We start from the raw sequence: 23,721 nt of genomic DNA on the forward strand, positions 1-23,721 counted from the left end.
TGCCGATGAACGCCGGAGGACGCGCGGTCAGGACAGCGGGCTGTGTCCGTGCAGGAACACCCACGCCGCGACGCCGCCGCCGATGCCGACGAGCAGCGCGATGAACGAGCCGATGAAGGGCCGCCGCGCCCAGCCGCGCCCGCCGTCGAAGCCGTAGCGGCCAGGGCCGACCAGGATGACCGAGGCCACCGCGGCGATCAGCACCAGCAGGTACTCGAAACCGTCGGGCCCGAACACCGACAGGTAGCCGGCCTGGCGCTGCGCCGCGACGACCGTGATCACGCTGTTGACCAGGTAGGCCAGCGCCCCGGCGGCGGCCAGCGGCGTGAACAGGCCCAGTACCAGCAGCACTCCCACCAGGATCTGCGCGCCGGCCCCGGCGTAGGTCAGCACACTGGCGTGCTGGTAACCGGCGTCGGCCAGTGCGGTCCTGAAACCATCGAGGCCCTGGCCACCCCACCAACCGAAGGCCTTCTGCAGTCCATGGCCGATGAAGATGGCACCGATGACGACCCGCAACACCAGCAGACCCAGATCCTGGGTGCCGCGGCGGGCGGCGGCCTTCGCGCGTTCCTCGGCGTCGATCGGTTCGATCTCCATCGGCGTGGCCATCGACGGCGTGGGATCGACGTGGGGCTGGACGTAGGGCAGGGGCTCGGGATCGTGCAGCAGGCCGTAACCGGTCGAGCCGGTCGACGAGGAGCCTGGTAACCCGGAGCCGTAGTGCGGGATCGTCGTGGTCTCGAAGTCGCCACCGTAGGTGGCGGACGGGAGGTCGTCTTCGGGGTCGACCAGCTGGGCCGACGCCGGCCGAGCCGAGGAGTCGTCGGGTCGCTGCCAGCGCGGATCGGGGCCTTGACTCGTCACAAAAGTCAGAGTAAGTGCAGATCGGCGCAAATCGGGGATTTGAGCGGCGCTTCGAACAGGCAAGTCTTGCCTGGTGTCGCGCGGCGTGCGGGGCGGCCAACGGGGCGGCCAATAGGGCTTCGTGGCGAACATCGGCTCGGTGTCCGTAATCTGGCGGGCATGCAGCTACGCCGGCCGGTCCGTGGAGTGCTGGCCGTGCTGTGCGTGGCGACGGTCGTAGCCCAATCGTCGGCGGGTTGCGCGAAGTTCAACAACTCGATCTCGCAGCCGTTCACCACCGCACCGGAATTGGCACCCGGTTCGAGCACACCGCCACCGCCGCCGCCCCCACTGCCGCCGAAGCCTTTCCCCAAGGCGTGCCCGGCTCCCAACGTGATGCAGGGGTGCCTGGAGAGCACCAGCGGTCTGATCATGGGCGCCGACAGCAAGACGGCCTTGGTGGCCGAGCGGACCACCGGCGCGATCAAAGAGGTGTCGGTCAGCGCCGAGCCCAAGATCCACACCGTGATCCCGGTCGACCCGAGCGGCGATGGCGGGTTGATGGACATCGTGCTCTCGCCGACGTATTCGCAGGACCGGTTGATGTACGCCTACATCAGCACGCCCACCGACAACCGGGTGATTCGAGTGGCCGACGGCGACATGCCGAAGGACATCCTGACCGGGATCCCCAAGGGGGCCACCGGCAACATGGGGTCGCTGATCTTCACCAGCCCGACGACGTTGGTCGTGCAGACCGGCGACGCGGGCGATCCGGCACTTGCCGCGGATCCTAACTCGTTGGCGGGCAAGGTAATTCGCATCGAGCAACCCACGACGGTCAACCAGGCGGCACCGACCACAGCGCTCAGCGGAATGGGGTCGGGCGGCGGCATGTGCATCGACCCGACGGACAAGTCGCTCTACATCACCGATCGCACGCCGACCGGTGACCGGTTGCAGCGGATCGGCCCGGACTCCAAGACCTCGTTGGTGTGGACCTGGCCGGACCGGCCGGGCGTCGCCGGCTGCGCGGCCCTGGACGGCACGATCCTGGTGAACCTGGTCAACGCCAAGCAGACCGTCGCCGTGCGGCTGGCACAGGGCACCGGCGCGGTGACCGGGGAGCCGGAAGTGGTACGGCAGGACACCCACGGCCACGCCTGGGCGCTGCAGGTGGCGCCGGATGGAAACATCTGGGGCGCGACGATCAACCGCACCGCCGGCGATGCCGAGAAGCTGGACGACGTGGTGTTCCCGCTGTTCCCGCAGGGCGGCGGCTTCCCGCGCAGCAACGCCGACAACACCTAAGCGCCGACCGGCTTTACCCGGTCAGGCCCACCAGGCCGGGGTCGAAGGTGGCCCTGGCGGCCACGGATGCCGCGGCGGCGGACACCACGAGGGCGGCATCGTCCTCGTAACCCTTAGGGAAGACGATCTCCGCGCTGTCCGGGCCGTCGCGGTGGGCCATCAGCCAGTCGTAGAGCAGCCAGTCCACCGCACAGGTCAGCGCCAACGGATCGGCCTGCGGTGCGGCCGCGGCCCCCACCACCGAGCGCAGCGCGTCACGATGCTCCTTGCGGGCGGCGTCCTTGTTGACCCCCGAACTGTCGAAGAACAGCATCGACAGGGTCAGCGGAAATCGTTGGCCCGCTTCGGTGCGCACCACCCAGCGACCACCGGTCCACGGTTTCGCCGGATCAACGTGGTGGAATTCACCGAAGCCGCCGACCACCCCGATCGAGGGGTCGTCGAGTTCGCCGTCGAGGGGCGCCGGGCCGAGCAGGTCCAACGGCAACCGGGCCCGGATGGAGAACAGTGCCGCGGTGCCGACGATCTTGCCCGCGCGCAGGTCGGCCGTCAGGCCGGACTCCTCCAGTGCGGCAGCGTATTCGAAACACAGCCGGTCCAGCGTCCGATATAACTCGGCCAGGTCGTCGCGTTCGGAGGGTTCCACCGCCCGGCCGCCGCCGAGGATGTCGCCGAACCGGGCCGCGGCGATGATCAGCGCGTCGTCGAGGGCTTCCAGATGGGTGGCCACCAACCGATCCGGCTCGTCGTCGGAGTAGGCCGGGTCGGCCAGCAGCGCTTGCAGCGAGGTCCGCACCCCGTCGGCAGTGGCCCAGTAGAAGCCGATCTGGCCGTCGGCCTGGATGATGCGCGGCCTCATCGGGATCTCCGCCACACCATGACTCGGTTGTTGCCGGAGTCGGCGACGGCCAGCGTGTCCCCGCGCAGCGACAGCCCGTACGGCCAGCACAGGGTGTCGCGCTGTACCGAGGTCCAACGGTTCTCACCGTTGGCGGCAAAGTCCGGTTGAGCCAGTACATGGTCGGCACCGCGCCCATCGGCGGGGAGGCTGTCCCACAACAGGATTCGATTGTTGGCGGTGTCGGCCACCGCGAGCCGGTCGGCGTCCAGGCATGCCGAGTAGGGAAACCGGAAGCGGTCGGCGGTGTGCGGGCCGTAGGGCCATTCCACGGCACTGGTGAAATCGGGCTGGCCCAGCACCAGGTCGGCGTCCCGGTCGGCCACCGGCTGAGGCGACCACCCGAGCAGCCGGTGATCTCCGGCGTCGGCCACCACCAGCATGTCGCCGTGCCCGGTGATGGCGTGCGGCCAGCGGAAGCTGGCAGGTCCGACCGCGCCACCACGATTCTCTTCCCGGGCGGCGCCGTCCGGCTGTCCGAGCACGACGTCGGCAGGCTGGTCCGGCTCGGGAATGCCGCTGTGCCAGCCGAGGACCCGGCGGTTGCCGGTGTCGGCGACCCAGAAGGTGGAGCCGATTATCGCAATGCCGAACGGCCAGTACAGCGACGCGGCCGAGCACTCACCGCCGCGGTTCTCCTGCACCGAGACGGAATCGGGCTGCCCGAGGATCACGTCGGGTGCCACGTCACTGGTTTCGGGCACCGTGTCCCAGACCAGGATGCGGTGATGCCAGGCGTCGGCGACGACCAACCGGCCGTCGTGGATGAGCACCCCGGTTGGCAGGTTCATCCCCTGCTGCGGGCCTCGCCCGCCCGCCGCGTGGCCTTCGGTCTCGCCGTCGGGCTGGCCGAGTACCACGTCGGCGGGTTGCTCGTCACGGCACGGCGGCTCGTGCCAGATCAACACCCGGTGATTGCCCGAGTCGGCGACGACCAGGTGACGTTCGCCGACGAACACCCCGCGCGGTGAATACATCCACGCCATCGATGGTTGCGCGGGTGGCAGCGCCAGTCCACCGGGCGCCGGTGCCCCCAGCCACAACGCCGGTGCCCAGCCGTCGGTCAGATCGACCTGTGGGCTAGCGTCAGCGCGGACGCTGGGGCCGCCGATGTCGCGACCCTCGGCCGGGTTGTAGTGCCGAACGGTGTATCGGCTCATACACCCACACGCACGCTGACCACGCCGTCGTCGACTCGCAGCGGCAGTTGCTCCAGCTGGACGCCGGGCGCGCTGAGGCACTCCCCCGAGGTCGCGTCGTAACAGAAGCCGTGCCAAGGGCAGGTCAGCGTGTTGCTGCTCAGGTCGAGGACCGCGTTGTCCAGCGGCAGTGCTTCGTGCGCACATTCGTTGCGGTAAGCCGACAGTCGATTCCCGGCGTTCACCACGATCACGGCGACGTCCTCGCCGGTGGCCGTGGACAGCGTCAGTGCCGATAGGTCGTCGAGGGGCAGCTCGGCGGCCGGCCCGACCCGCACCCAGCCCTCGCCGGCGCGATCCCGCCCGACCAGCAGGGATTCCACCGGAATCAGCGTCGGTGAGGGCTCGTTCGGCAGCACCTCGACCGCCGAGACCGCCGGAACCTGCTGCACCAGAGCGTCTTCGACCAGGGTACGCAGCGTCACCGAGGACATCGAGCAGCCGTTGCAGGCCCCTTCCAGGCGGACGTAGGCGGTGCCGTCCTGCACCCGCACCAACGCGACGTCCCCGCCGTGGCTGTTCAACTGGGGACGGACGGCGGCCAGCACCTGCTCGGCGTGGGTGACGGGGTCGGGCCGCACGATGCCGTGCAACGACAACAACAGGTGCACGGTGGGGTCGTCCACCAAGTCGAACAGCACCGAGCGGGCGGCGTCGTCGGCCCGCATCCGGCGCACGATCGTGACGAGCGCGGCGCGGTGGATCTGCTCGACCGCCGACTTCAACTCCTCGGCTACCGCGCGGGCGGCCGGGTCCAGGTCCGCCAACGCCGCGACGGCCGCATCGACGCGGGCGGCGAGATCTTCGAAACCGGGCTCGGCCGAAACCCGCTCAGTGGTGGTCGACATCGTGGTCGTCCGTCCGGCTCAGTGTGGTCTGCCTGGCGACCTCGTCGAGCACCCCGCGCACGGCGCGCACCGAGTCGTCGTCGCCGAGTTCCTCGAACAGGAACCGCGCCTCGTAGAGTTTGGCCTTCGCCTGGTCGAAGGCGCCGAGATGGGCCAGCACGTTGCCTTGGTTGGCCAGCACCCGCGCCCGGCCGAGCGGATCGCTGTCGCGGTCGCGCGCTTCCAGGACGGCTTCGTAGAGTTCGACGGCTTCGACCAGGTTGTCGGCCTGGTGTTTCGAGGGGGTGTAGACCAGCGAGTTGGCCAGGTTGAGCTGGACGCTGGCCCACTGCTCGGGATAGTCCTCGCGGGTGTACACCTTCAGTGCCGATCGCAGTGACTGGGCGGCGATCCCCAGGCGCAGCTGGCCGGAGGCCTCGGTCATCGGCATCGTCAGGTAGGCGGTGGCCAGATTGGCGTGCGCCGAGGCCCACAGCAGGGGGGCCTCCTCGCGCAGCACCAACTGCAGCGCCGAATGATAGTGCGGCACAGCCGCTGTCAGCATCTCGGGCCGGTCCTGTGCCTGTTCGTGCAGCATGCCGGCGAGGTTCAGGTGCAGCTCGGCCCGCGCGACGCGCAGCCCGTCGGCGCCGTCCAGGGCGGTGAGTGCGGTCTCGTAGCGGCGGTAGGCATCCGGGTGGCCGCCGTGCGCGGCGATCGAGGCCGCCGCGCCGAGCAGCACGCCGGACAGCGGGCGGGAGACGGGTGCCGCCTCGTCGGCCGCCTGGTCGAGCAGCGCCGTGGCCGCTGCGCCGTCACCATCGTTGAAGGCCTTGCTCGCTTGGGTCGAGAGCACCAGGGCAGCCAGCTCGGCGGTGGCCGACCCGAGCTCCGGGGGCGCGTCGCAGCGACCGATCGCGAACAGCACGACATCCACCAGCACCGCGAACTCACCGAGCACCGAACGTAATTCGGCAGGGTCATCCCCGTCGGGGTCCATGACGAACCGGTTGTAACGACTCACCGGATCTGAACCGGTGAGCAGCGCCAGGGCACCGTCGCGGTCACCGACCAGCGCCCGTTCGTGGGCGCGCAATTCCGCCGGCCACTGTGGGATCTCACCGGCCAGCAGGGCCGCCCGCGCCGCTTCGGTGTCGGGTGAGGCCGGAATCAGGAGGTAACCCAACGGAAGCGGGAAGGCACCCAGGGGCTGGGGCCGATTCGCCAGGACGGCGGTGTCTACCACGTTCGCATTTGCCCCGTCCGCAGTTGCCTCGTCGGCAGTTGCCGCGTCGGTATTCGCCACTTCGGTGTTTGCCACTATGGTCACGACAGGCCTTCCTTCAGCCGTGCAGGGGTCCGCGGATGTCACGCTCGGCGGCGCGTTTGATCAGCCCGGCCGACAGCTCGGCACGAGCCCTGGTGTTGTGGGTGTCGATGCGTCTGCGCACCACGCCGTCGGCGAATACGACGATGATGTCGACGGCCCACCGGCCTCGCTCCTCGACCACCACAGTCTGGACGTCGAGCGCCTCGTCGATCGAACTGTCCCTGCGGACGGTGGTCTTCGGGCGCGGCTCGTCACACATCAGGATCACCGCGCCGGCTCCAACGGGATGCGCAACGCTTGTTGGGCATCGTCCCAGAATGCCCGATGCACCCCGATGACGGGGCGATCTCCGGGACGATCGTCGAGAACCTCGCGGACCAACAGCGATCGGTCACCGGCCGGGTTGCGCTGCTTGAGCAGCAACCCCCCGCTGCGCGGCCCACGCAACGGGATCAGCCACAGCGCGTCGTCACGAAGCACGGCGGCCACCGCGTCCGAGGGAAATCGGCTGGCCGCCAGCACCGCATCGACGCGCAGGTAGCCGTCGGCGGTGAACTGCACCGACACCTCCTCGGCGGGCGGTGGGCGCAGCGGACCCAGGTAGTCGCGCTCGACGAGGTCGATCACGTGTTCCATCGCCGCCGCGACCGGCTCGGAGAGTTCGGCACCCAGGTCGACGGCGGCTGCCTCGATGAGGAACACGGTGATGTCGGTCGGGCAGGCCTCTCCCAACGCCCAGCGGGCGAACGCGATCGCGTGGTCCCACCGAAACGAATGGGTGTGCAGGCCCTGCAGTGGCGGCAATTCGGCCAACTCTTCGCCAGGGACCCGGTACACGGTGCCGGGCGCCGCCCCGGTCGCCGCGGCGTCGATGATCACCACCCGCCCCGCGCCGCGCATCTGGAAGGCGACGTCCATGCCGGCGGTGCCGCCGTCGACCAGCCGGGCGCCTGCCGGCACCCCACGATCCCAGAGGTGGCGAACCAGCACGGGCCCGACCCCGTCGTCACCGCGCAGCAGGTTGCCGCAGCCCACCACCAACACCTCGCACCCGGGCGGTTCGATATCCAGCTCAGCGGGCTGGACATCCGAACCGTCTGGGCCGCTGCGGGACTCCGGTGGCCCAGGTTCGAGCGCCGCGGTCACACCATTCCGTTGATGACGAACTTCGACAGTTCCTTGCCGGTCTTCCCGTCGTAGGCGTGCACGGTACAGACCAGGCACGAGTCGAAGCTGCGCGCCACATGCCCCAGTTCGACGGGATCGTCGGCATCGACGATCGGCGAGCCCACCAGAGCCTTCTCGATCGGGCCGAGAACGTCGTTGCCGTCGCGCGGGCCGATGTTCCACGCTGTGGGCGTGACGACCTGATAGTTCTTGATCTTGTTGTCCTCGATGACGATCCAGTCGCTCAAGGATCCCCGGGCGGCCTCGGTGGAGCCGAAGCCCTTGCCCTCGGCGTACTCGGTGGGCTTGGTGTAGAAGCTTTCCTTGAGGTCGAGCTGGTCCAGCCAGCCTTTGACCCACTTGTAGTACTTCGGCGCCTCGTGCATGCGCGCGAGCTGACGGGTCAGCACGCTCGGGCCGATCTTGTTCAGGATGTCGACGAACAGCGGGTCGTTGTCCTGGTGCGGCGCCGCGTTCGGGCCACCCGCGGCGATCCGACGGGCCAGCGGCCCGGCCTCCAGCGGGATCGTCCCCAGGTCACCGACGGCGTAGCGCGGGGACTTGGCCCAGCTGTACTTGCCTTGTTTGCGACCTTCTTCGGGATCGATCGGGATGGTCTCACCGTCGAACGGGTGCAGCGGCTTGCTGCCCTGATAGAACGAATGACTGGTGTCTTCACGGACGTTGGCCTGGTCGAACTCGTGCCATTGGCCCTGCGCGTAGATCCCGCCGCGGCCGATCAGCGCGGCGTTGCGGCCCTCGATCGTCGGGTTCTCATACAGCGTCGGATCGAAGTAGGTGCCAGTGGAGATGTAGTTACCCACCCCCTGCCCATACTTGTCCAGCCCGATGTCGAGGGCGTAGCGGATGAAGAATCCGCAGTCGCTGTTGTACTGCGACTCGTTCTCGTCGACCCAGGCCAGTACGTCCTCCCAGGTCTTGTTCTCCAGCCAGCGGTCGATGCTGCAACCCAGCCACTCCGCCTCGAGCCAGTTGTCCTTCCAGTGCTCCAGGATCGCGATCGAACGGGTCACGTCGGACAGCGTCGGGGCGCACATCACGCCGCCGGGCACCATGAAACTCGAGTGCGGCCACTGGCCGCCGAAGATGGCGTAGACCTCGACGGGCTTATTCGACAGCACCACACCCTTCTGGTAGCTGGTGCCGACGTAGGGGGCGAAGCGACGTACTGCCTCGTCATACATCGTCGACTTGGCGTAGTTCTTGTTCGTCATGTCGATGGCGAACAGCGCGTAGAAGTAGCGCGGAATCGACTGCAGTGTTTCGCAGGCCTGCGCGATGTTGCGGATCAGCGTGGCATTCGGTGGCATGTGTGTACGCCAGGCGGTGTCCAGGGCATAGGCCGACTTGTACAGATGGCTGCCGCCGCAGATGCCGCAGATACGGGGGCAGACGACGAGCCCGGCCTGCGGGTCCTTGCCCCGCAGGATGATCTCGAAGCCGCGGAACATCGCGGCTTCGGTCCAGGCCGAGGTGACGACACCGTCATCGATGGTGACCCGGACATCGAGGTCACCCTCGACGCGGCCCAGTGGGCTGACGAACAGGTCGAGCGCGGTCATGTGAAGTCCTCCATAGGAATTGGGCTGTAGCAGTGCTGGCGGATTCGGCTAGACCACGAACATGTCTTCCTTGGACCACTGCGGAGCCGCGATCCGGGCCGCCGCGGCGTGCGCCATGTAGGTGAGGTGATCGGATCCCTCGGGCACTTCCTTGGGGATGACGCCGCCGACCTTCTGGGTCTTGAACAGCGTTCCGGGGGCGAGGTCGAAGTGCGGGAACTCGGGCTCGGTGCAGCCCAGGCACGGCATGCCGGCGCGGGTCTTCGACGATTGGCGGTTCCACAGGATGCGGTTGCACGGCGAGTGCGTCATCGGCCCGCGGCAACCGAACTCGTAGAACAGGCAGCCGGTGCGGGTGCCTTCGCCGAACGACATCGTCGACTGCTTGTACTCGAAGAATTGCACCCGGGTGCAACCGGTTTGGGTGAACGTCTTGAAGAACGTCTCGGGCCGGTGCAGCTCGTCGAGGGCGATGTCGCCGGCGCGGCCGGTGGCCAGCGCGACGATGATCTGGGTGATCCAGTCCGGGTGCGCGGGGCAGCCCGGGATGTTGATGACAGGCAGGCCCATCTTGGAGCGGAAGTCCGGCCCCAGGAAGCCACCCTTGTCCCGTTTGTGGAACTGCAAGCCGGTCGAGGCCGACGGGTTGGGCTCCATCGCGGGAATTCCGCCCCAGCAGGCGCAGTCGCCGATCGCGACCACGATCTGGGCGGCTCCGGCGAGGTCGGTGACCCAGTCCTTCATCGGACGGTCGGCGAACATGTCCATCCGGCCGGTGCCGTTGGGCGCCTCGATGACGCTGCCCTCGAAGACGAAGATGTCCAGCGGCCGGTCACCTTTGGCGCAGTCCCAGAACACTTTCTGGGCGTTGGCGCCGAGTTCCAGACCCAGCGACGGGTGCCAGATCAGGTCGAGACCGAAGTCGACGATCAGGTCGACGACGTTGGGCTCCTCGGCGTTGAGGAACGACATGGTGTTGCCACTACATGCGCCTCCCTGAAACCACAGAACCGAAGCCATGGGCGAACTCCTCTCAGATCACGACCCGGGGCGAGGCCGAAAATGTGCGGGCTGAAGCGACAATTCGACGAGGCGGCGGCAGACAGGCGGAGGCCACTACTGGCCCACTTGGCGGCCGAAGGCCCGGGCAACCTGAATCATGAATCCGAGGCCGCGCAGTACGTCAGGGTCTTTGGTCACCTTCCACAAGCCGAAGAGACCTTTCGGCCCGCCGGGCTCCGCGGCCGCCGCGGCCTTGCCCTCCACCAGCGCCTGGCCCACCTGCGCCAGCACGTCGGCGGCCTGCGGGTCGGTCAGCCGGGAGGACAGCAGGGTGTTCAGCGCCGGGGTTGCTCCGACAAGCGAATTCGCCAGTGTTGCAAGGCTTTGCGCCAATCCTTGCAGGTCGACACCCTTGAGGGCGTCGGCACCCGGAACCACGCCCGCCGCCGAAGCACCCTTGAGGTCGTTGACGGCCGACGACAGCGAATCGGTGATGGTGTCGCCGCGGCGCACCAGGCCGTCCAGACCGGTGACCAGCACGGCCAACAGATCGGCGTGGTCGAGCAGGTTCGTCAGGGACGCGGCGACCTGCGGGTCGTCGAGCTTGTCGCGAATCCGATCGGCCGGTGACACCGCGACCGCCTGGCCGTTAGCCGTCATGCGAACCTCCCGCTCGGCAAATGTGGCTTCGGTCACAAGCTAGCCCTACGCCGGAGATATGCCTATCGCTTTCGCGCAGCAGCTGTCAGGATTACGAAGAGTTGAGCGCGCTGGCGCGCGCCCCGGCGTGCGGAGGGTTGCGTGGAGACCGCCGATACCTGCACCATTTCGTCGCTTTTCGGCCGCGACGGGGACACCGGGCTGTGAGTCACCGGCTCACCCGGCTCGGCTACATCGACGTCCGTCGGACCAGCAATCCGGTCCGCCGCAAGGTGCGCTCCCGCGGGGTCCCGCCGGCACTGGCCAACAGCGAGATCTTCTACACCGAGGACGTGCCGGAGGCCTCGCGGCTGATCGCCAAGACCCTGGGCCCGCTCAAGCTCACCGTCGGCGCCGAGGAGGCGACCGGTTTCGCGGCCACCATGCACGGGGTGCGGTTGCGCAACGTCAGCATGCTCTACCTCGACGTGCATGTGGCCGCAGCGATCGACATCCCCATGCTCGGCCCCTTCTACGGCGTGCACATGCCGATGAACGGGCGTGCTGTCGTCGAGCATCGCGGCCACACCTTCGAAGCCAACACCATCCGGTCGGCGGTGACCAGCCCCGGCGTTTCGCTGCGGATGGCCGTCGACCACGATTCCCCCCAGCTGATCATCCGCGTCGAAGAGCGCGCCATGGCCGCACACCTGACCCGGCTGCTCGGCCGAAGCCTCGAGCGCCCATTGGTGTTCGAGCCCGAGTTCGACATCTCCAGCGAGGCTGCGATGCGCTGGCACGCCGCCGTGCAACTGATCCACACCGAGGTCTTTCACGAGGGCTCGCTGGTCCAGCGCGGCCAGGGCATCGGCGCGGTGGAGGAGCTCGTGATGAGCAGCCTGCTGCATCTACAGCCGTCGAACTATCACGAAGAGTTCCTCGCGCCACCGCCCCCGGATCAGCGCCGCGCCGTCGTGCAGGACGCGATGAACTACATCGACGACCATCTGGCCGAGCGCATCACGATGGATGCGCTGGCCAAGGCCGTGCACATGAGCGTGCGGTCGATCCAGCAGGGCTTCCGCGAGGAGCTGGGCATGAGCCCCATGAGCTTCGTGCGGGAACGCAGGCTCGAACGGGTGCACGAGGAGCTGACTGATGCCCTGCCGTCCGACGGTGTGACCGTGACCCAGGTCGCCGAGCGCTGGGGTTTCAACCATCTTGGCAGCTTCGCTGTCGAGTACCGCAAGCGCTGGGGCGAGGCCCCCTCGGAGACGCTGCGGCGCTAAGGCCGCCCGGGGCGCCGAGACCCGGTTCAGTCGGCCACGTCGAGCGGAATCGCCACCGTCACGGTGGTTCCCGAGCCGGGGCGCGAGCGCACCGTCAGCCGGCCCCCGACGAGGTCGGCTCGTTCGGCCATCGACAACATGCCATAGCCGCCGACGTTCGCGGTACCCGGCACCCGGTCGGCGGCGGGATCGAAGCCAACTCCGTTATCCGACACCTCGAGTCGCGCAGCCCCGTTGGCGAGCGTGAACCGGACCGTCGCGGTTAGCGCCCGAGAATGCTTGACCACGTTCTGCAGGCTCTCCTGGGCGATCCGGTACAGCGCGACCTCGATGTGCTCGGGTAGCCGCTCATCGGCCAGCTCGAGTTCGAGGTCGACCTCCATGATCGACAACGCCAGGCTGGCCAGACCGCCCGCCAATCCGAGGTCGTCGAGTACCGGTGGGCGCAGGCCGCCGATCGCCGAGCGTGCCTCGGCAAGCGTGAGATCGGCCAAGTCCCGGGCCTTTTCGATCTGCTCGACCGCCGCAGCGGTCTCCGCGTCATCGACGGCGCGCGCCGCGGCGTCCAACCGGTAGGTGAGGCTGACCAGCCGCTGGGAGATTCCGTCGTGGATGTCGGCCGCCAGCCGGCGTCGCTCACTTTCCTGGGCGGCGATCACCTGCTCGGCGAAGTTCTCGTGCGCGCGTTCGCGGGCGGACAGCTGGCGGTGCAGCCGCGCTTGGTGCAACGCACCGGCGATGAGCCGGCCGATCACCAGCAGCAGCTGGATATCACGCGGGGTGAAATCACGCCGAGAGATGGTGTGCACGTTGAGCACTCCGACCAGACCGCCCGGCTCGGTCTCCATCGGAACCGATGCCATCGACGTGAAGTCCGATCCGCGCAACGACCCGATCGGCACATATCGCGGGTCGGCTTCCTTGTTGCTGACGATCACCACCGGCTCGCGGTGGGTGGCCACCCAGCCCGACACTCCCGACCCCAGCGGCAGCCGCACCCGGCCCACCTGCTCATCGAACGGCGGGGTCGCACCAGCCAGTGTCAACGAGCGGTCGGTGTCGTCGAGCACGTGCACGAAGCAGACGTCGGATGCGGTGGCCGCGGTGATCATCCGCGCGACCGCGGCGGCCATCGGCTCCACGCCGGGGCCACTGGAGGTCGCCGCGATGATGTCGAGCAGCAACGCCACCTCCCGGTCGGCGTCGACCAGGCCGTGGACATCGTGCGCGCCAAGTCCGCCGGCCGGCGTCACTGGAAGATGCCCTCCCGCAGGGCGGTGGCCGCCGCGCTGGTGCGGTCGTTGACCCCGAGCTTGCGGTAGATCGAGCGCAGGTGGCTCTTCACGGTCTCGTCGCCGATCACCAGCTTGCTGGCGATGCCGCGGTTGGACAGCCCCGTCACCACGAACGAGAGGATCTCGCTCTCCCGCTGGGTCAGCCCGTGGCGGGCTCCCGGCCAGAACTCGTCGCGCTGCAGCCGGGCCGCGGTATCCACGGCCCGCGCCGCCAGCCCCGGATCGATCGCGGTGGCACCGTTGTGCACCAACTCCAGCTGACGCACCAGTTCGTCACTGCTGATCCCCTTCAGCAGGTACCCCGATGCCCCCACCCGCAACGCCTGGAACAGGTACTGCTCGTCGTCGTAGACCGACAGCAGGATCACCTTGCGGCCGGGGTCGCGCTCGCGCACCGCGCGACACAGGTCCAGTCCGCTGGCGCCCTGCATCCGTACATCGCAGAGCACGATGTCGGGTTCCAGCTGGGCGATGACGTCGAGCGCCTTGTCGACACCGACGGCCTCGCCCACCACCTGCACGCGGTTGCGGAAGGGACCGAGCATCGCCTTGAGGCCCTCGATCACCATCTCGTGGTCGTCGACGAGAACGATCCGCAGGGGTTCATTCGCCGCCGACGCCGTCATGCGACCACGATAAAGCACCGGGTTCGTGTTCCCAGGTGATTAAACCGACCGATCCCCCGCTTTGTGCGCAAACCCGGCCCGCGCGCGGCCGCCCGCCGCAAGGACCACGCCGACCGCCGCGAAACTCGCTGTGCGGCTGCGGGTGTCGGGCCGTAGGTTGCCGCATCGGGCGACGCCGCCACCCCAGATCGCCGCCGGCGAGGGCGGCGCCTCCGCAGCGCACGGGGGAGATTCCGCCCCGCGGATCCCCTGATCGGGGGATGCCCGCGCGCGTCCGCCGGGGCCATACTGCCCGCGTGGCCGCAACGTCAGTGGACACCCTCGTCCGGAGCCGCTCGTTCTGGTGGGATCGGGCGCGCTGCGCCCATGCCGGCATGCCGGCACTCGAGGCGGTCATCTTCGACTTCGACGCTCCGCTGGCCGCCACCGAACACGACGCCCGCATGCTGCGCGAGCTGGTCTGGAGCCTGCACTGCGGCGGCATCCGAATCGCCGTGACGGCCGTGGGCCCGCGGGCACGGATCCAGCCGCTGGTGCGCGAGCTGATCGGCGACGGGGTGGTCGAGGTGCTGATCACCGCCGAAGACGTGGTCAGGCCCAAACCCGACCCTGAGGTCTATCAACGGGCCCTGCACGAACTCGGCGTCGACCCGGCCGGCGCGATGGCGGTCGAGCACTCCCCCGTGGGTTTTCACACCGCGCGGGCCGCGGGCCTGGCGACGATCGTGGTCACCACACTGTCGACCCGCGGTCAAGACTTCGCCGGCGCGGCCGCCGTCCAGGCCCGCTACGACTGCGCCGAACCGCTCTCCGTGCACCGATGTCGGCGGATACACGAGCAGTGGTGGATCCACCGCAGCCGGCTCAGCGCCTGACTAGCTCTGGCCGCACGCGGCCATGCTGGGTTCAACCGGCCTGGCCGCAAGCGGCCATGACCAGTTCACGCACGCGCGCCGCGTCGGCCTGACCCTTGGTCGCCTTCATCACCGCGCCGACGATCGCACCGGCGGCCTGCACCTTGCCGCCGCGGATCTTCTCGGCCACGTCGGGATGAGCCTCGAGCGCTTCATTGACGGCGGTCTGGATCAGTGAGTCGTCGCGGACCAGCAGCAGGCCGCGATCGGCCATCACCTGCTCGGGCTCACCCTCGCCGGCCAGCACGCCCTCGACGACCTGACGGGCCAGCTTGTTCGACAGCTTGCCCTCGTCGACCAGCTCCACCACCTTGGCGACCTGGGTCGGGGTGATCCCCAGCGCGTCGAGTTCCAGTCCAGCCTCGTTCGCCTTCTGCACCAGGAAGTTTCCCCACCATGCTCGGGCGGACTCACTGGATGCGCCGGCAGCGACGGTGGCGGTCACCAAGTCGACGGCGCCCGCGTTCACCAGATCGCGCATCACCTCGTCCGAGACACCCCATTCCTGCTGAATTCGCTTGCGGGACAGCCACGGAAGCTCTGGGATCGTCCCGCGCAGCCGCTGCACCAGCTCATCGCTCGGCGCCACCGGGTCCAGGTCGGGCTCCGGGAAGTAGCGGTAGTCCTCGGCGGTCTCCTTGTCGCGGCCCGGCGAGGTGTAGCCGTCCTCGTGGAAGTGCCGGGTCTCCTGGTGAATGCGCCCGCCGGCGGCGAGAATGGCTGCCTGGCGGCGCATTTCGTAGCGAACCGCGACCTCGACGCTCTTCAGCGAGTTGACGTTCTTGGTTTCGGTACGCGTGCCGAACTCGGCCTGCCCGATCGGGCGCAGCGAGACGTTGGCGTCGCAACGCAGCGAACCCTGGTCCATCCGGACATCGGACACATCCAGGGCGCGCAGCAGGTCGCGCAGCGCGGTCACGTAGGCGCGGGCCACCTCCGGCGCGCGCTCCCCGGCGCCCTCGATCGGCTTGGTGACGATCTCGATCAGCGGCACCCCGGCACGGTTGACGTCCAGCAACGAGGTGGTCGCACCGTGGATACGGCCGGTGTCGCTGCCGACGTGGGTCAGCTTGCCGGTGTCCTCTTCCATGTGGGCGCGCTCGATGGCAACCCGGAAGGTGCTGCCGTCGTCCAGCGGGACGTCGAGATAGCCGTCGAAGGCGATCGGCTCGTCGTACTGGGAGATCTGGTAGTTCTTCGGCTGGTCAGGATAGAAGTAGTTCTTCCGCGCGAAACGGCACCACGGGGCGATCTGGCAGTTCAGCGCCAGCCCGATGCGGATGGCCGACTCGACGGCCGCGGAGTTGAGCACCGGCAGCGCGCCCGGCAGCCCCAAGCACACCGGGCAGACCTGGGTGTTGGGCTCGGCACCGAACGTCGTCGAGCAGGCGCAGAACATTTTGGTGGCCGTCGACAGCTCGACGTGCACCTCCAGTCCGAGCACGGGGTCGAAGCGGGCCACGACATCGTCATAATCGAGCAGATCAACGGCACGGGCGACGGTCATGGAGTCAATCTTAGGGGCGGGCGTGACGCTGGCCCGCCGGCCGGTCCTCGCCGCGAACGATGCGGTTACGCCCCTGCCGCTTGGCCCGGTAGAGGTACTCGTCGACCGTGGCCAGGATAGACACCGCGTCGAAGTGGTCCCGGGCAGTCAGAACGCCGATGCTGAGCGTCACCACGCCGCGCGAACCCGACGCCGCGTGCGGGATGGCCAAGTCGGCCACCGACTGCTGGATGCGCACGGCGACCGCATGCGCCGCCGCCTCATCGGTCGCCGGCAGCAGACACAGGAACTCCTCGCCGCCGTAGCGGGCAGCCAGCCCACCGACCTCGGTGACGACCCCGTCTACCGCGTGGGCGACCCGGCGCAGGCAGTCGTCGCCGGCGGCGTGGCCGTAGTGGTCATTGAAAGCCTTGAAGTGGTCGACGTCAATCATGATCACCGACAGCGGATCACCGGAGACGACGTGCGCGGTGATCTGCTCCGCCAGCGCCGCGTTGGCGCGGCGGCGATTCGCGATGCTTGTGAGCTCGTCGGTGATCGTGAGCTGCGTGATCTTCTGGTTCAGCTCCAGCAGCTGGGCTTCGAATCGCTTGCGTTCGGTGATATCACGCACGATCGAGCAGTTGTATTGCGCGCCATGGTGTTCGACATAGTTGACCGTCACCTCGATCGGTACGTTCACGCCGGACTTGGTGGTGTTGATCGTCTCGATGGTGAAGGACTTGCGTTCGACGATCTCCAGCCAGTGCTCCCGCCAGCGCTGCTCGTCGAACATCGGATCGACGTCGATCACCCGCAGCGTGGAGAGCTCCTGCGCGGAGTAACCAAGCAGCGCGGTGGCGGCCGGGTTGACGTAGACGTACCGCCCGTCCGGGTCGAGCCAGATGATCATGTCCGCCACCCGGTCGATGGTGGCTTGGGTGAGCTGGAAACGATGCCAGGCGGCCTGCCTGGCGCCGACATCCTCAACCGCGATCCTGGCGCGGTTCGGATCGGACGTAAACCGCACGATGAGCTGCAGACCGCCGGCGTCGAAGACCGCACCGTGTTGTCCGCCGCGGCGCAGGTGCGCCCGAATCTGCGCCACCACGTCGCGTTCCAGCAGCGCATCAAGCGGTGAACCGACCAGGGGAACGGCCCCGTCTACACCCAGGACCTCCGCGACATTCGCATCGGCATCGACGAGCACGCAGTCGCGATCGATCGTCAGCGCACCGGTGAATGGGGGGAAGGCGGAGTGGTCCATCGGCAATAAGTGTGCCCTCTATCCGCGCCCGGACAGGGCGTGATCAGCCGAAGAAGGCAGCCGCGTCGTCGTAGCGGGACTGTGGCACCAGCTTGAGCTGGCGCACCGCCTCCGCCAGCGGAACCCGGCCGATGTCTTGGCCCCGCAGCGACACCATCATCCCGTACTCGCCGGCATGCGCGGCGTCGGCGGCGTTGACACCGAACCGGGTGGCCAGCACCCGGTCGTAGGCCGTCGGGGTGCCACCGCGCTGAACGTGGCCGAGGACGGTGACCCGGACTTCTTTCTTGATGCGTTTCTCGACCTCGACCGCCAGCTGCTGGGCCACCCCGGTGAACCGTTCGTGACCGAATTCGTCGGTACCGCCCGAGCGCAACGCCATGGTTCCCTCGGCGGGTTTGGCGCCCTCGGCGACGACGATGATGAAACTCGACTCACCGCGCTGGAACCGCTTCTTGACCAGCCGGCACACCTCTTCGACGTCGAAGGGCTGCTCGGGGATCAGCGTCATGTGCGCACCGGAGGCCAGCCCCGCGCTCAGCGCGATCCAGCCGGCGTGGCGTCCCATCACCTCGACGAGCATCACCCGCTGATGCGACTCCGCGGTGCTGTGCAGCCGGTCGATGGCCTCGGTCGCGATCTGCAGCGCGGTGTCGTGGCCGAACGTGACATCGGTGCAGTCGATGTCGTTGTCGATCGTCTTGGGCACTCCGACCACCGGCACGCCCTCCTCGGACAGCCAGTGCGCGGCGGTCAGCGTGCCCTCGCCGCCGATCGGGATCAGCACGTCGATCCCGTTGTCCTCCAACGTCTGCTTGATGTCGTCGAGGCCGGCGCGCAGCTTGTCGGGGTTGGTGCGGGCGGTGCCGAGCATGGTGCCGCCCTTGGCCAGCAGCCGGTTGTTGCGGTCGTCGTTGTGCAGCTGGATGCGGCGGTCCTCCAGCAGGCCGCGCCAGCCGTCGAGGAACCCAACCACCGACGAGCCGTAGCGGGCGTCGCAGGTCCGCACGACCGCCCTGATCACGGCATTCAGGCCGGGACAGTCACCACCGCCGGTGAGCACTCCGATACGCATGCGCCCTATCCTGCCCCGTCAGATCGCTGTTGGCAGCGGACTGCGGGCAGCTTCATAGGCCGCGCCCACCCGGTAGAGCCGGTCGTCGGCCAGCGCGGGCGCCATGATCTGCAGCCCCACCGGCAGGTTGTCGTCGGACGAAAGACCCGAGGGCACCGACATTCCGCAATGCCCGGCCAGGTTCAGCGGCAGCGTGCACAGGTCGAACAGGTACATCGCCAGCGGGTCGTCGACCTTCTCGCCGAGCTTGAACGCCGTGGTCGGGGTCGCCGGGGACACCAGCACGTCGACCTTTTGGTAGGCGTTGTCCAGGTCGCCCGCGATCAGCGTGCGAACCTTCTGCGCCTGGTTGTAGTAGGCGTCGTAATAGCCCGCCGACAGCGCGTAGGTGCCGATCATGATGCGGCGCTTGACTTCTGGGCCGAAGCCGGCGGCACGCGTGAGCGCCATCACCTCTTCGGCGCTGTGGGTGCCGTCGTCGCCGACCCGCAGGCCGTAGCGCATGGCGTCGAAGCGGGCCAGGTTGCTCGAGACCTCCGACGGCAGGATCAGGTAGTACGCCGACAGCGAGTAGTCCAGGTGCGGGCAGTCCACCTCGGTGATCTCGGCGCCCAGGGCGGCCAGCTGCTCGACCGCAGCGTTGAACGAGGCGAGCACACCCGGCTGATATCCCTCACCGCTGCGCAGCTGCTTGACCACGCCGATCCGCACGCCCGTGAGGTCACCGGCGGCACCCGCCCGAGCCGCACCGACGACGTCGGGAATCTCGGCGTCCACCGAGGTGGAGTCGCGTGGGTCGTGACCGGCGATCACCGCGTGCAGCAGGGCGGTGTCGAGCACGGTGCGGGCACACGGACCGCCCTGATCCAGCGACGACGCGCAGGCCACCAGCCCGTAGCGCGACACCGTGCCGTAGGTGGGCTTGACGCCGACGGTCGCGGTCAGCGCGGCGGGCTGGCGGATCGACCCGCCGGTATCGGAGCCCAGCGCCAGTGGGGCTTGGAAGGCCGCCAGCGCGGCGGCACTGCCGCCACCGGAGCCGCCGGGGACGCGCTCGACGTCCCACGGGTTGCGGGTCGGGCCGTAGGCAGAGTTCTCGGTCGAGCTGCCCATCGCGAACTCGTCCATGTTGGTCTTACCCAGGATCGGGATTCCGGCGGCCCGGACCCGGGCGGTCACGGTCGCGTCGTACGGCGACACCCAGCCTTCGAGGATCTTCGACCCGCAGGTGGTGGGCATGTCGGTGGTGGTGAACACGTCCTTGAGTGCCAACGGAACACCGGCCAGCGGCGACGGCAGCGTCTCACCGGCGGCCACCGCCGCGTCGATACGGGCGGCTGTGGCCAGCGCCTCGTCAGCCGCGACGTGCAGGAACGCGTGATAGCGCTCGTCGGTGGCAGCGATCTGGTCCAGGCAGGCCTGGGTCACCTCGACCGAGGACAATTCCTTGGCGGCGATCTTCTCGCCGAGGGTGGCGGCGTCGAGCCGGATCACGTCAGTCATTACTCGGCCTCCCCCAGGATCTGCGGCACGGCGAAGCGGCCCTCGGCGGCGGCCGGCGCCTCGGCCAGCGCCTCGGACTGGGTCAGGCACTGCTCGACCACGTCGGGGCGGGTCACGTTGACCGACTTCAGCGGGTTTCCGGTCGGTGAGACGTCGGTGACGTCGACGGCCTGGATCTGGCTCACGTACCCCAGGATCGCGTCGAGCTGGCCTGCGAAATTGTCGACTTCATGGTCGGTCAGGGCCAGCCGGGCCAGCTTGGCCAGCCGGGCTACCTCGTCGCGGGAGATCTGGGACACGGTGCACAAGCCTAGAGGGCGCCGCCCCCACACCGAGACCGCAGGTGTTGCGAACCGAAGCTGCCGGCGCCGCCGCCGGGGGCAGAAAGCCGGAGTGCCGCCGCCGGACGACTGTGAAACAGTGTGCGCGTGCCTTCCTATCTACTGCGGGTTCAACTCGAGGACCGCCCCGGCAGCCTCGGGTCGCTCGCGGTCGCCCTGGGCTCGGTCGGCGCGGACATCCTGTCGTTGGATGTCGTCGAGCGTGTCACCGGCTACGCCATCGACGACCTGGTGGTCGAACTGCCGCCGGGGACGATGCCCGACATGGTCATCACGGCCGCCGAGCGCCTCGAAGGTGTTCGGGTGGACACCATCCGCCCGCACACCGGCCTGCTCGAGGCTCATCGCGAATTGGAACTCATCGATCACATCGCCGCCGCCGACGGCCGCGACGCCAAGTTGCAGGTGCTAGCCAACGAGGCGCCGCGGGTCCTGCGGGTGGGCTGGTGCACGGTGGTCCGGCTGACCGAGTCCGGACTCGAACGGGTGGTGGGCAGCCCCGGATCACCCGAGACCCAGGCGACGAGCGCGCCGTGGCTGCCGCTGACCCACGCCGAAGCCCTCGACGGGGCCGCCGACTGGGTGCCGCAGGTGTGGCGCGACATGGACACCACGCTGGCCGCCGCCCCATTGGGCGATCCGCACACCGCAGTGGTGCTCGGCCGCGCCGGCGGCCCGGTGTTCCGGCCCTCGGAAGTGGCCCGGTTGGGCTACCTGGCCGGCATCGTCGCCACGATCGTGCGCTGAGCTACTCCGCGTCCGGCGGGGTTTCGTCGTTCAGGCCTGCCTCCGGCGGGCCGTTCTCGAGCAGTGCCCGAAACCCGTCCTCGTCGAGGATGGGGACGCCGAGTTCGACCGCCTTGTCGTACTTCGAGCCGGGGGCATCGCCGGCCACCACGAACGAGGTCTTCTTCGACACCGACCCAGCGGCCTTGCCGCCGCGGGTGATGATCGCCTCCTTGGCCTCGTCGCGGGAGAATCCCGGCAGCGACCCGGTGACCACGATCGTCAGGCCCTGCAGGGTCGGTGTGACCGACGCGTCGCGTTCGTCGGCCATCCGCACACCCGCTGCCCGCCACTTGTCGACGATGGCCCGGTGCCAGTCGACGTCGAACCACTCGGTGAGCGCGGCGGCGATGGTCGGCCCGACACCCTCGACATCGGCCAATTGCGCCTCGTCGGCGGCCATGACCGCATCGATGCTGCCGAATGCGGTGGCCAGTGCGCGCGCCGCGGTTGGCCCGACGTGCCGGATCGACAGCGCCACCAGGATGCGCCACAGCGGACGGTTCTTGGCCTGCTCGAGGTTGGCCAGTAGCCGGGCGCCGTTGGCCGAGAGCACACCCTTGTTGGTGCGGAAGAACTCTGCGGTCAGCAGGTCCTCGGCGGTCAGGGTGAACAGGTCGCCTTCATCGCCGATGACCTTGGCATCCAGCAGTGCCGCGGCCGCCTCGTAGCCGAGGCCCTCGATGTCCAGCCCGCCGCGCCCGGCGAGATGGAACACCCGCTCGCGCAACTGAGCCGGGCACGATCGCGCGTTGGGGCAGCGGATGTCGACATCGCCCTCCTTCGCCGGGGCCAGCGGCGTCCCGCACTCCGGGCAGTGGGTAGGCATCTCGAACTCGCGCTCGCTGCCGTCGCGCAGATCGACGACCGGACCGAGAACCTCGGGGATCACGTCGCCGGCCTTGCGGATCATCACGGTGTCGCCGATCAGCACGCCCTTGCGCTTGACCTCCGAACCGTTGTGCAGGGTGGCCATCCCAACCGTCGAACCCGCGATCTTCACCGGGGTCATGACCGCGAACGGGGTCACCCGGCCGGTGCGGCCGACGTTGACTTGAATGTCGATCAGCTTGGTCTGGGCCTCTTCGGGCGGGTACTTGTAGGCCACCGCCCACCGCGGGGTCCGCGAGGTGGCACCAAGGCGGCGCTGCAACGCGAAATCGTCGACTTTGACCACGATGCCGTCGATTTCGTGCTCGATCTCGTGGCGCCGCTCACCCCAGTAGGTGATTCGCTCCTCGACGGCGGCCAGCCCCGCGACCCGCGTGGTGTGCTCGGAGACCGGCAAGCCCCAGGCCTTCAGGGCGAAGTAGGTGTCGTGCAGCGTGGCCGGGGTGAAGCCTTCGGTGTAGCCCAGTCCGTGGCAGATCATCCGCAGCTTGCGCTTGGCGGTGACGGCCGGATTCTTCTGCCGCAGTGAGCCGGCCGCGCTGTTGCGCGGATTCGCGAACGGATCTTTGCCCTCGGCAACCAGGCTGGCGTTGAGGTTCTCGAAATCGGCGACCATGAAGAACACCTCGCCGCGCACCTCGAGAACCGAGGGAATCGGGTAGTCCTCTGCGGCAGTCAGGGTTTCGGGGATGTCGTCGATGGTGCGCGCGTTATTGGTGACGTCCTCGCCGACCCGGCCGTCACCGCGGGTGGCCGCCCGGTCCAGGCGCCCGTCGCGGTACACCAGGGCCAGGGCCACCCCGTCGACCTTGAGCTCGCACAGGTATTGCGGGTCGCGCCCGATCTCGGTTTCCACCCGGTTGGACCACGCCGCCAGTTCCTCGGTGTTGAACACGTCCTCCAGCGACAGCATCCGTTCCAGGTGGGTGGCCGCGGTGAAGTCGGTCGCGAACCCCGCGCCGCCGACCAGCTGGGTCGGCGAGTCCGCCACGCGCAGCTCGGGGTAGCGCTCCTCCAGAGCCAGGAGTTCGTTGAAGAGCTTGTCGAAGTCGGCGTCGGAGACGATCGGCGCGTCCTTGATGTAGTACCGGAACTGATGCTCACGCACCTCGTCGGCGAGTTCCTGCCAGCGCCGGCGCACATCCGGATCGATCGGATCGACCTCGGGATCGGACGTCTCTGGGGTCACCCTCGCAGGTTATCGGAGGCCACCGACGCCTCCTGCCGTGGCAGTGTTGAGCCATGGGGGCACCCGATCATGTTCGACGACGCCGACCCGGCCCTGGCCCGGGTCTACGAAGATCGACATGCGGCCGACCTGACCCACGAGCATGCAACCCGTGCCGAGGCTGGTCGACGCCGCATTCCTGTTGCCGGCCTCGGCCCGGCTGGTTCGTGTCTCGACAGCTGCCCCCCGCGACTGTGGGCCCTATGCACCGAAATCGC

Annotated in this window: 22 protein-coding genes; 4 read left to right on the forward strand and 18 right to left on the reverse strand. The window is 68.6% G+C overall.

Going from position 1 to position 23,721, the window contains the following annotated elements:
* Positions 1 to 27: 27 nt before the first annotated feature.
* Positions 28 to 867, reverse strand: a complete 840-nt coding sequence (locus ACXDF8_RS11195; RefSeq protein ID WP_457223303.1) for a DoxX family protein — start codon at positions 865 to 867, stop codon at positions 28 to 30.
* A 159-nt stretch (positions 868 to 1,026) separates the two neighbouring features.
* On the opposite strand from ACXDF8_RS11195, the gene ACXDF8_RS11200 reads away from it, so the two are divergent.
* Positions 1,027 to 2,157: a PQQ-dependent sugar dehydrogenase gene (locus ACXDF8_RS11200; RefSeq protein WP_457223304.1), complete on the forward strand. Its 1,131-nt coding sequence runs from the start codon at positions 1,027 to 1,029 to the stop codon at positions 2,155 to 2,157.
* A gap of 13 nt (positions 2,158 to 2,170) precedes the next feature.
* Here the strand turns inward: ACXDF8_RS11200 and ACXDF8_RS11205 are convergent, their stop codons facing one another.
* The 9 genes from ACXDF8_RS11205 to ACXDF8_RS11245 form a co-directional block, all read right to left on the reverse strand.
* Positions 2,171 to 3,016: a hypothetical protein gene (locus ACXDF8_RS11205; RefSeq protein ID WP_457223305.1), complete on the reverse strand. Its 846-nt coding sequence runs from the start codon at positions 3,014 to 3,016 to the stop codon at positions 2,171 to 2,173.
* Entirely contained in the window at positions 3,013 to 4,215 is a 1,203-nt protein-coding gene (locus ACXDF8_RS11210; protein WP_457223306.1) for an NHL repeat-containing protein, read from the reverse strand. Before ACXDF8_RS11210 ends, ACXDF8_RS11205 begins: the two co-directional genes overlap by 4 nt.
* Positions 4,212 to 5,102, reverse strand: coding sequence for a NifU family protein (locus tag ACXDF8_RS11215; RefSeq protein WP_457223307.1), 891 nt, complete (start codon positions 5,100 to 5,102; stop codon positions 4,212 to 4,214). Before ACXDF8_RS11215 ends, ACXDF8_RS11210 begins: the two co-directional genes overlap by 4 nt.
* The gene (locus ACXDF8_RS11220; RefSeq protein ID WP_457223381.1) at positions 5,086 to 6,327 is read right to left on the reverse strand and encodes a tetratricopeptide repeat protein; all 1,242 of its coding nucleotides are present in this window, start codon (positions 6,325 to 6,327) and stop codon (positions 5,086 to 5,088) included. Before ACXDF8_RS11220 ends, ACXDF8_RS11215 begins: the two co-directional genes overlap by 17 nt.
* Positions 6,328 to 6,424: 97 nt before the next feature.
* Positions 6,425 to 6,670, reverse strand: coding sequence for a hypothetical protein (locus ACXDF8_RS11225; RefSeq protein ID WP_457223308.1), 246 nt, complete (start codon positions 6,668 to 6,670; stop codon positions 6,425 to 6,427).
* Between the two features lie 5 nt (positions 6,671 to 6,675).
* Positions 6,676 to 7,449, reverse strand: a complete 774-nt coding sequence (locus ACXDF8_RS11230; protein ID WP_457223382.1) for a hydrogenase maturation protease — start codon at positions 7,447 to 7,449, stop codon at positions 6,676 to 6,678.
* A 104-nt stretch (positions 7,450 to 7,553) separates the two neighbouring features.
* A complete protein-coding gene (locus ACXDF8_RS11235; protein ID WP_457223309.1) occupies positions 7,554 to 9,161 on the reverse strand; it encodes a nickel-dependent hydrogenase large subunit in 1,608 nt (535 codons plus the stop codon).
* 48 nt (positions 9,162 to 9,209) lie between these two features.
* Positions 9,210 to 10,181 (reverse strand): NADH-quinone oxidoreductase subunit B family protein, encoded by a 972-nt coding sequence (locus ACXDF8_RS11240; protein WP_179475078.1) that lies wholly within the window; start codon positions 10,179 to 10,181, stop codon positions 9,210 to 9,212.
* Between the two features lie 96 nt (positions 10,182 to 10,277).
* Positions 10,278 to 10,823, reverse strand: coding sequence for a helical membrane plugin domain-containing protein (locus ACXDF8_RS11245; protein ID WP_457223310.1), 546 nt, complete (start codon positions 10,821 to 10,823; stop codon positions 10,278 to 10,280).
* Between the two features lie 203 nt (positions 10,824 to 11,026).
* On the opposite strand from ACXDF8_RS11245, the gene ACXDF8_RS11250 reads away from it, so the two are divergent.
* Positions 11,027 to 12,091, forward strand: coding sequence for an AraC family transcriptional regulator (locus tag ACXDF8_RS11250; protein WP_457223311.1), 1,065 nt, complete (start codon positions 11,027 to 11,029; stop codon positions 12,089 to 12,091).
* A 26-nt stretch (positions 12,092 to 12,117) separates the two neighbouring features.
* Here ACXDF8_RS11250 and ACXDF8_RS11255 read toward each other — a convergent pair whose 3' ends face one another.
* The gene (locus tag ACXDF8_RS11255) at positions 12,118 to 13,344 is read right to left on the reverse strand and encodes a GAF domain-containing sensor histidine kinase (protein ID WP_457223312.1); all 1,227 of its coding nucleotides are present in this window, start codon (positions 13,342 to 13,344) and stop codon (positions 12,118 to 12,120) included.
* Positions 13,341 to 14,012, reverse strand: coding sequence for a response regulator (locus ACXDF8_RS11260; protein ID WP_457223313.1), 672 nt, complete (start codon positions 14,010 to 14,012; stop codon positions 13,341 to 13,343). Before ACXDF8_RS11260 ends, ACXDF8_RS11255 begins: the two co-directional genes overlap by 4 nt.
* Before the next feature lie 296 nt (positions 14,013 to 14,308).
* Between ACXDF8_RS11260 and ACXDF8_RS11265 the strand changes: the two genes are divergently transcribed.
* Positions 14,309 to 14,887 (forward strand): HAD family hydrolase, encoded by a 579-nt coding sequence (locus ACXDF8_RS11265; protein ID WP_457223314.1) that lies wholly within the window; start codon positions 14,309 to 14,311, stop codon positions 14,885 to 14,887.
* Positions 14,888 to 14,918: 31 nt separating this feature from the next.
* Here ACXDF8_RS11265 and gatB read toward each other — a convergent pair whose 3' ends face one another.
* The 5 genes from gatB to gatC are packed head-to-tail and all read right to left on the reverse strand — an operon-like array spanning position 14,919 to position 20,556.
* Positions 14,919 to 16,433, reverse strand: coding sequence for an Asp-tRNA(Asn)/Glu-tRNA(Gln) amidotransferase subunit GatB (gene gatB, locus ACXDF8_RS11270; RefSeq protein ID WP_457223315.1), 1,515 nt, complete (start codon positions 16,431 to 16,433; stop codon positions 14,919 to 14,921).
* Positions 16,434 to 16,443: 10 nt separating this feature from the next.
* Positions 16,444 to 17,679: a GGDEF domain-containing protein gene (locus ACXDF8_RS11275; protein WP_457223316.1), complete on the reverse strand. Its 1,236-nt coding sequence runs from the start codon at positions 17,677 to 17,679 to the stop codon at positions 16,444 to 16,446.
* Between the two features lie 43 nt (positions 17,680 to 17,722).
* Positions 17,723 to 18,754, reverse strand: coding sequence for an ATP-dependent 6-phosphofructokinase (locus ACXDF8_RS11280; RefSeq protein WP_457223317.1), 1,032 nt, complete (start codon positions 18,752 to 18,754; stop codon positions 17,723 to 17,725).
* Between the two features lie 18 nt (positions 18,755 to 18,772).
* Positions 18,773 to 20,257, reverse strand: coding sequence for an Asp-tRNA(Asn)/Glu-tRNA(Gln) amidotransferase subunit GatA (gene gatA / locus ACXDF8_RS11285; RefSeq protein WP_457223318.1), 1,485 nt, complete (start codon positions 20,255 to 20,257; stop codon positions 18,773 to 18,775).
* Positions 20,257 to 20,556 (reverse strand): Asp-tRNA(Asn)/Glu-tRNA(Gln) amidotransferase subunit GatC, encoded by a 300-nt coding sequence (gene gatC, locus ACXDF8_RS11290; protein ID WP_457223319.1) that lies wholly within the window; start codon positions 20,554 to 20,556, stop codon positions 20,257 to 20,259. Before gatC ends, gatA begins: the two co-directional genes overlap by 1 nt.
* Before the next feature lie 129 nt (positions 20,557 to 20,685).
* On the opposite strand from gatC, the gene ACXDF8_RS11295 reads away from it, so the two are divergent.
* Complete coding sequence (locus ACXDF8_RS11295) at positions 20,686 to 21,345, forward strand: ACT domain-containing protein (protein ID WP_457223320.1); 660 nt, start codon at positions 20,686 to 20,688, stop codon at positions 21,343 to 21,345.
* Position 21,346: 1 nt separating this feature from the next.
* Here the strand turns inward: ACXDF8_RS11295 and ligA are convergent, their stop codons facing one another.
* Positions 21,347 to 23,464, reverse strand: a complete 2,118-nt coding sequence (ligA, locus tag ACXDF8_RS11300) for an NAD-dependent DNA ligase LigA (RefSeq protein ID WP_457223321.1) — start codon at positions 23,462 to 23,464, stop codon at positions 21,347 to 21,349.
* Between the last annotated feature and the right edge of the window lie 257 nt (positions 23,465 to 23,721).

The sequence above is a fragment of the Mycolicibacterium sp. CBM1 genome, assembly GCF_054073305.1.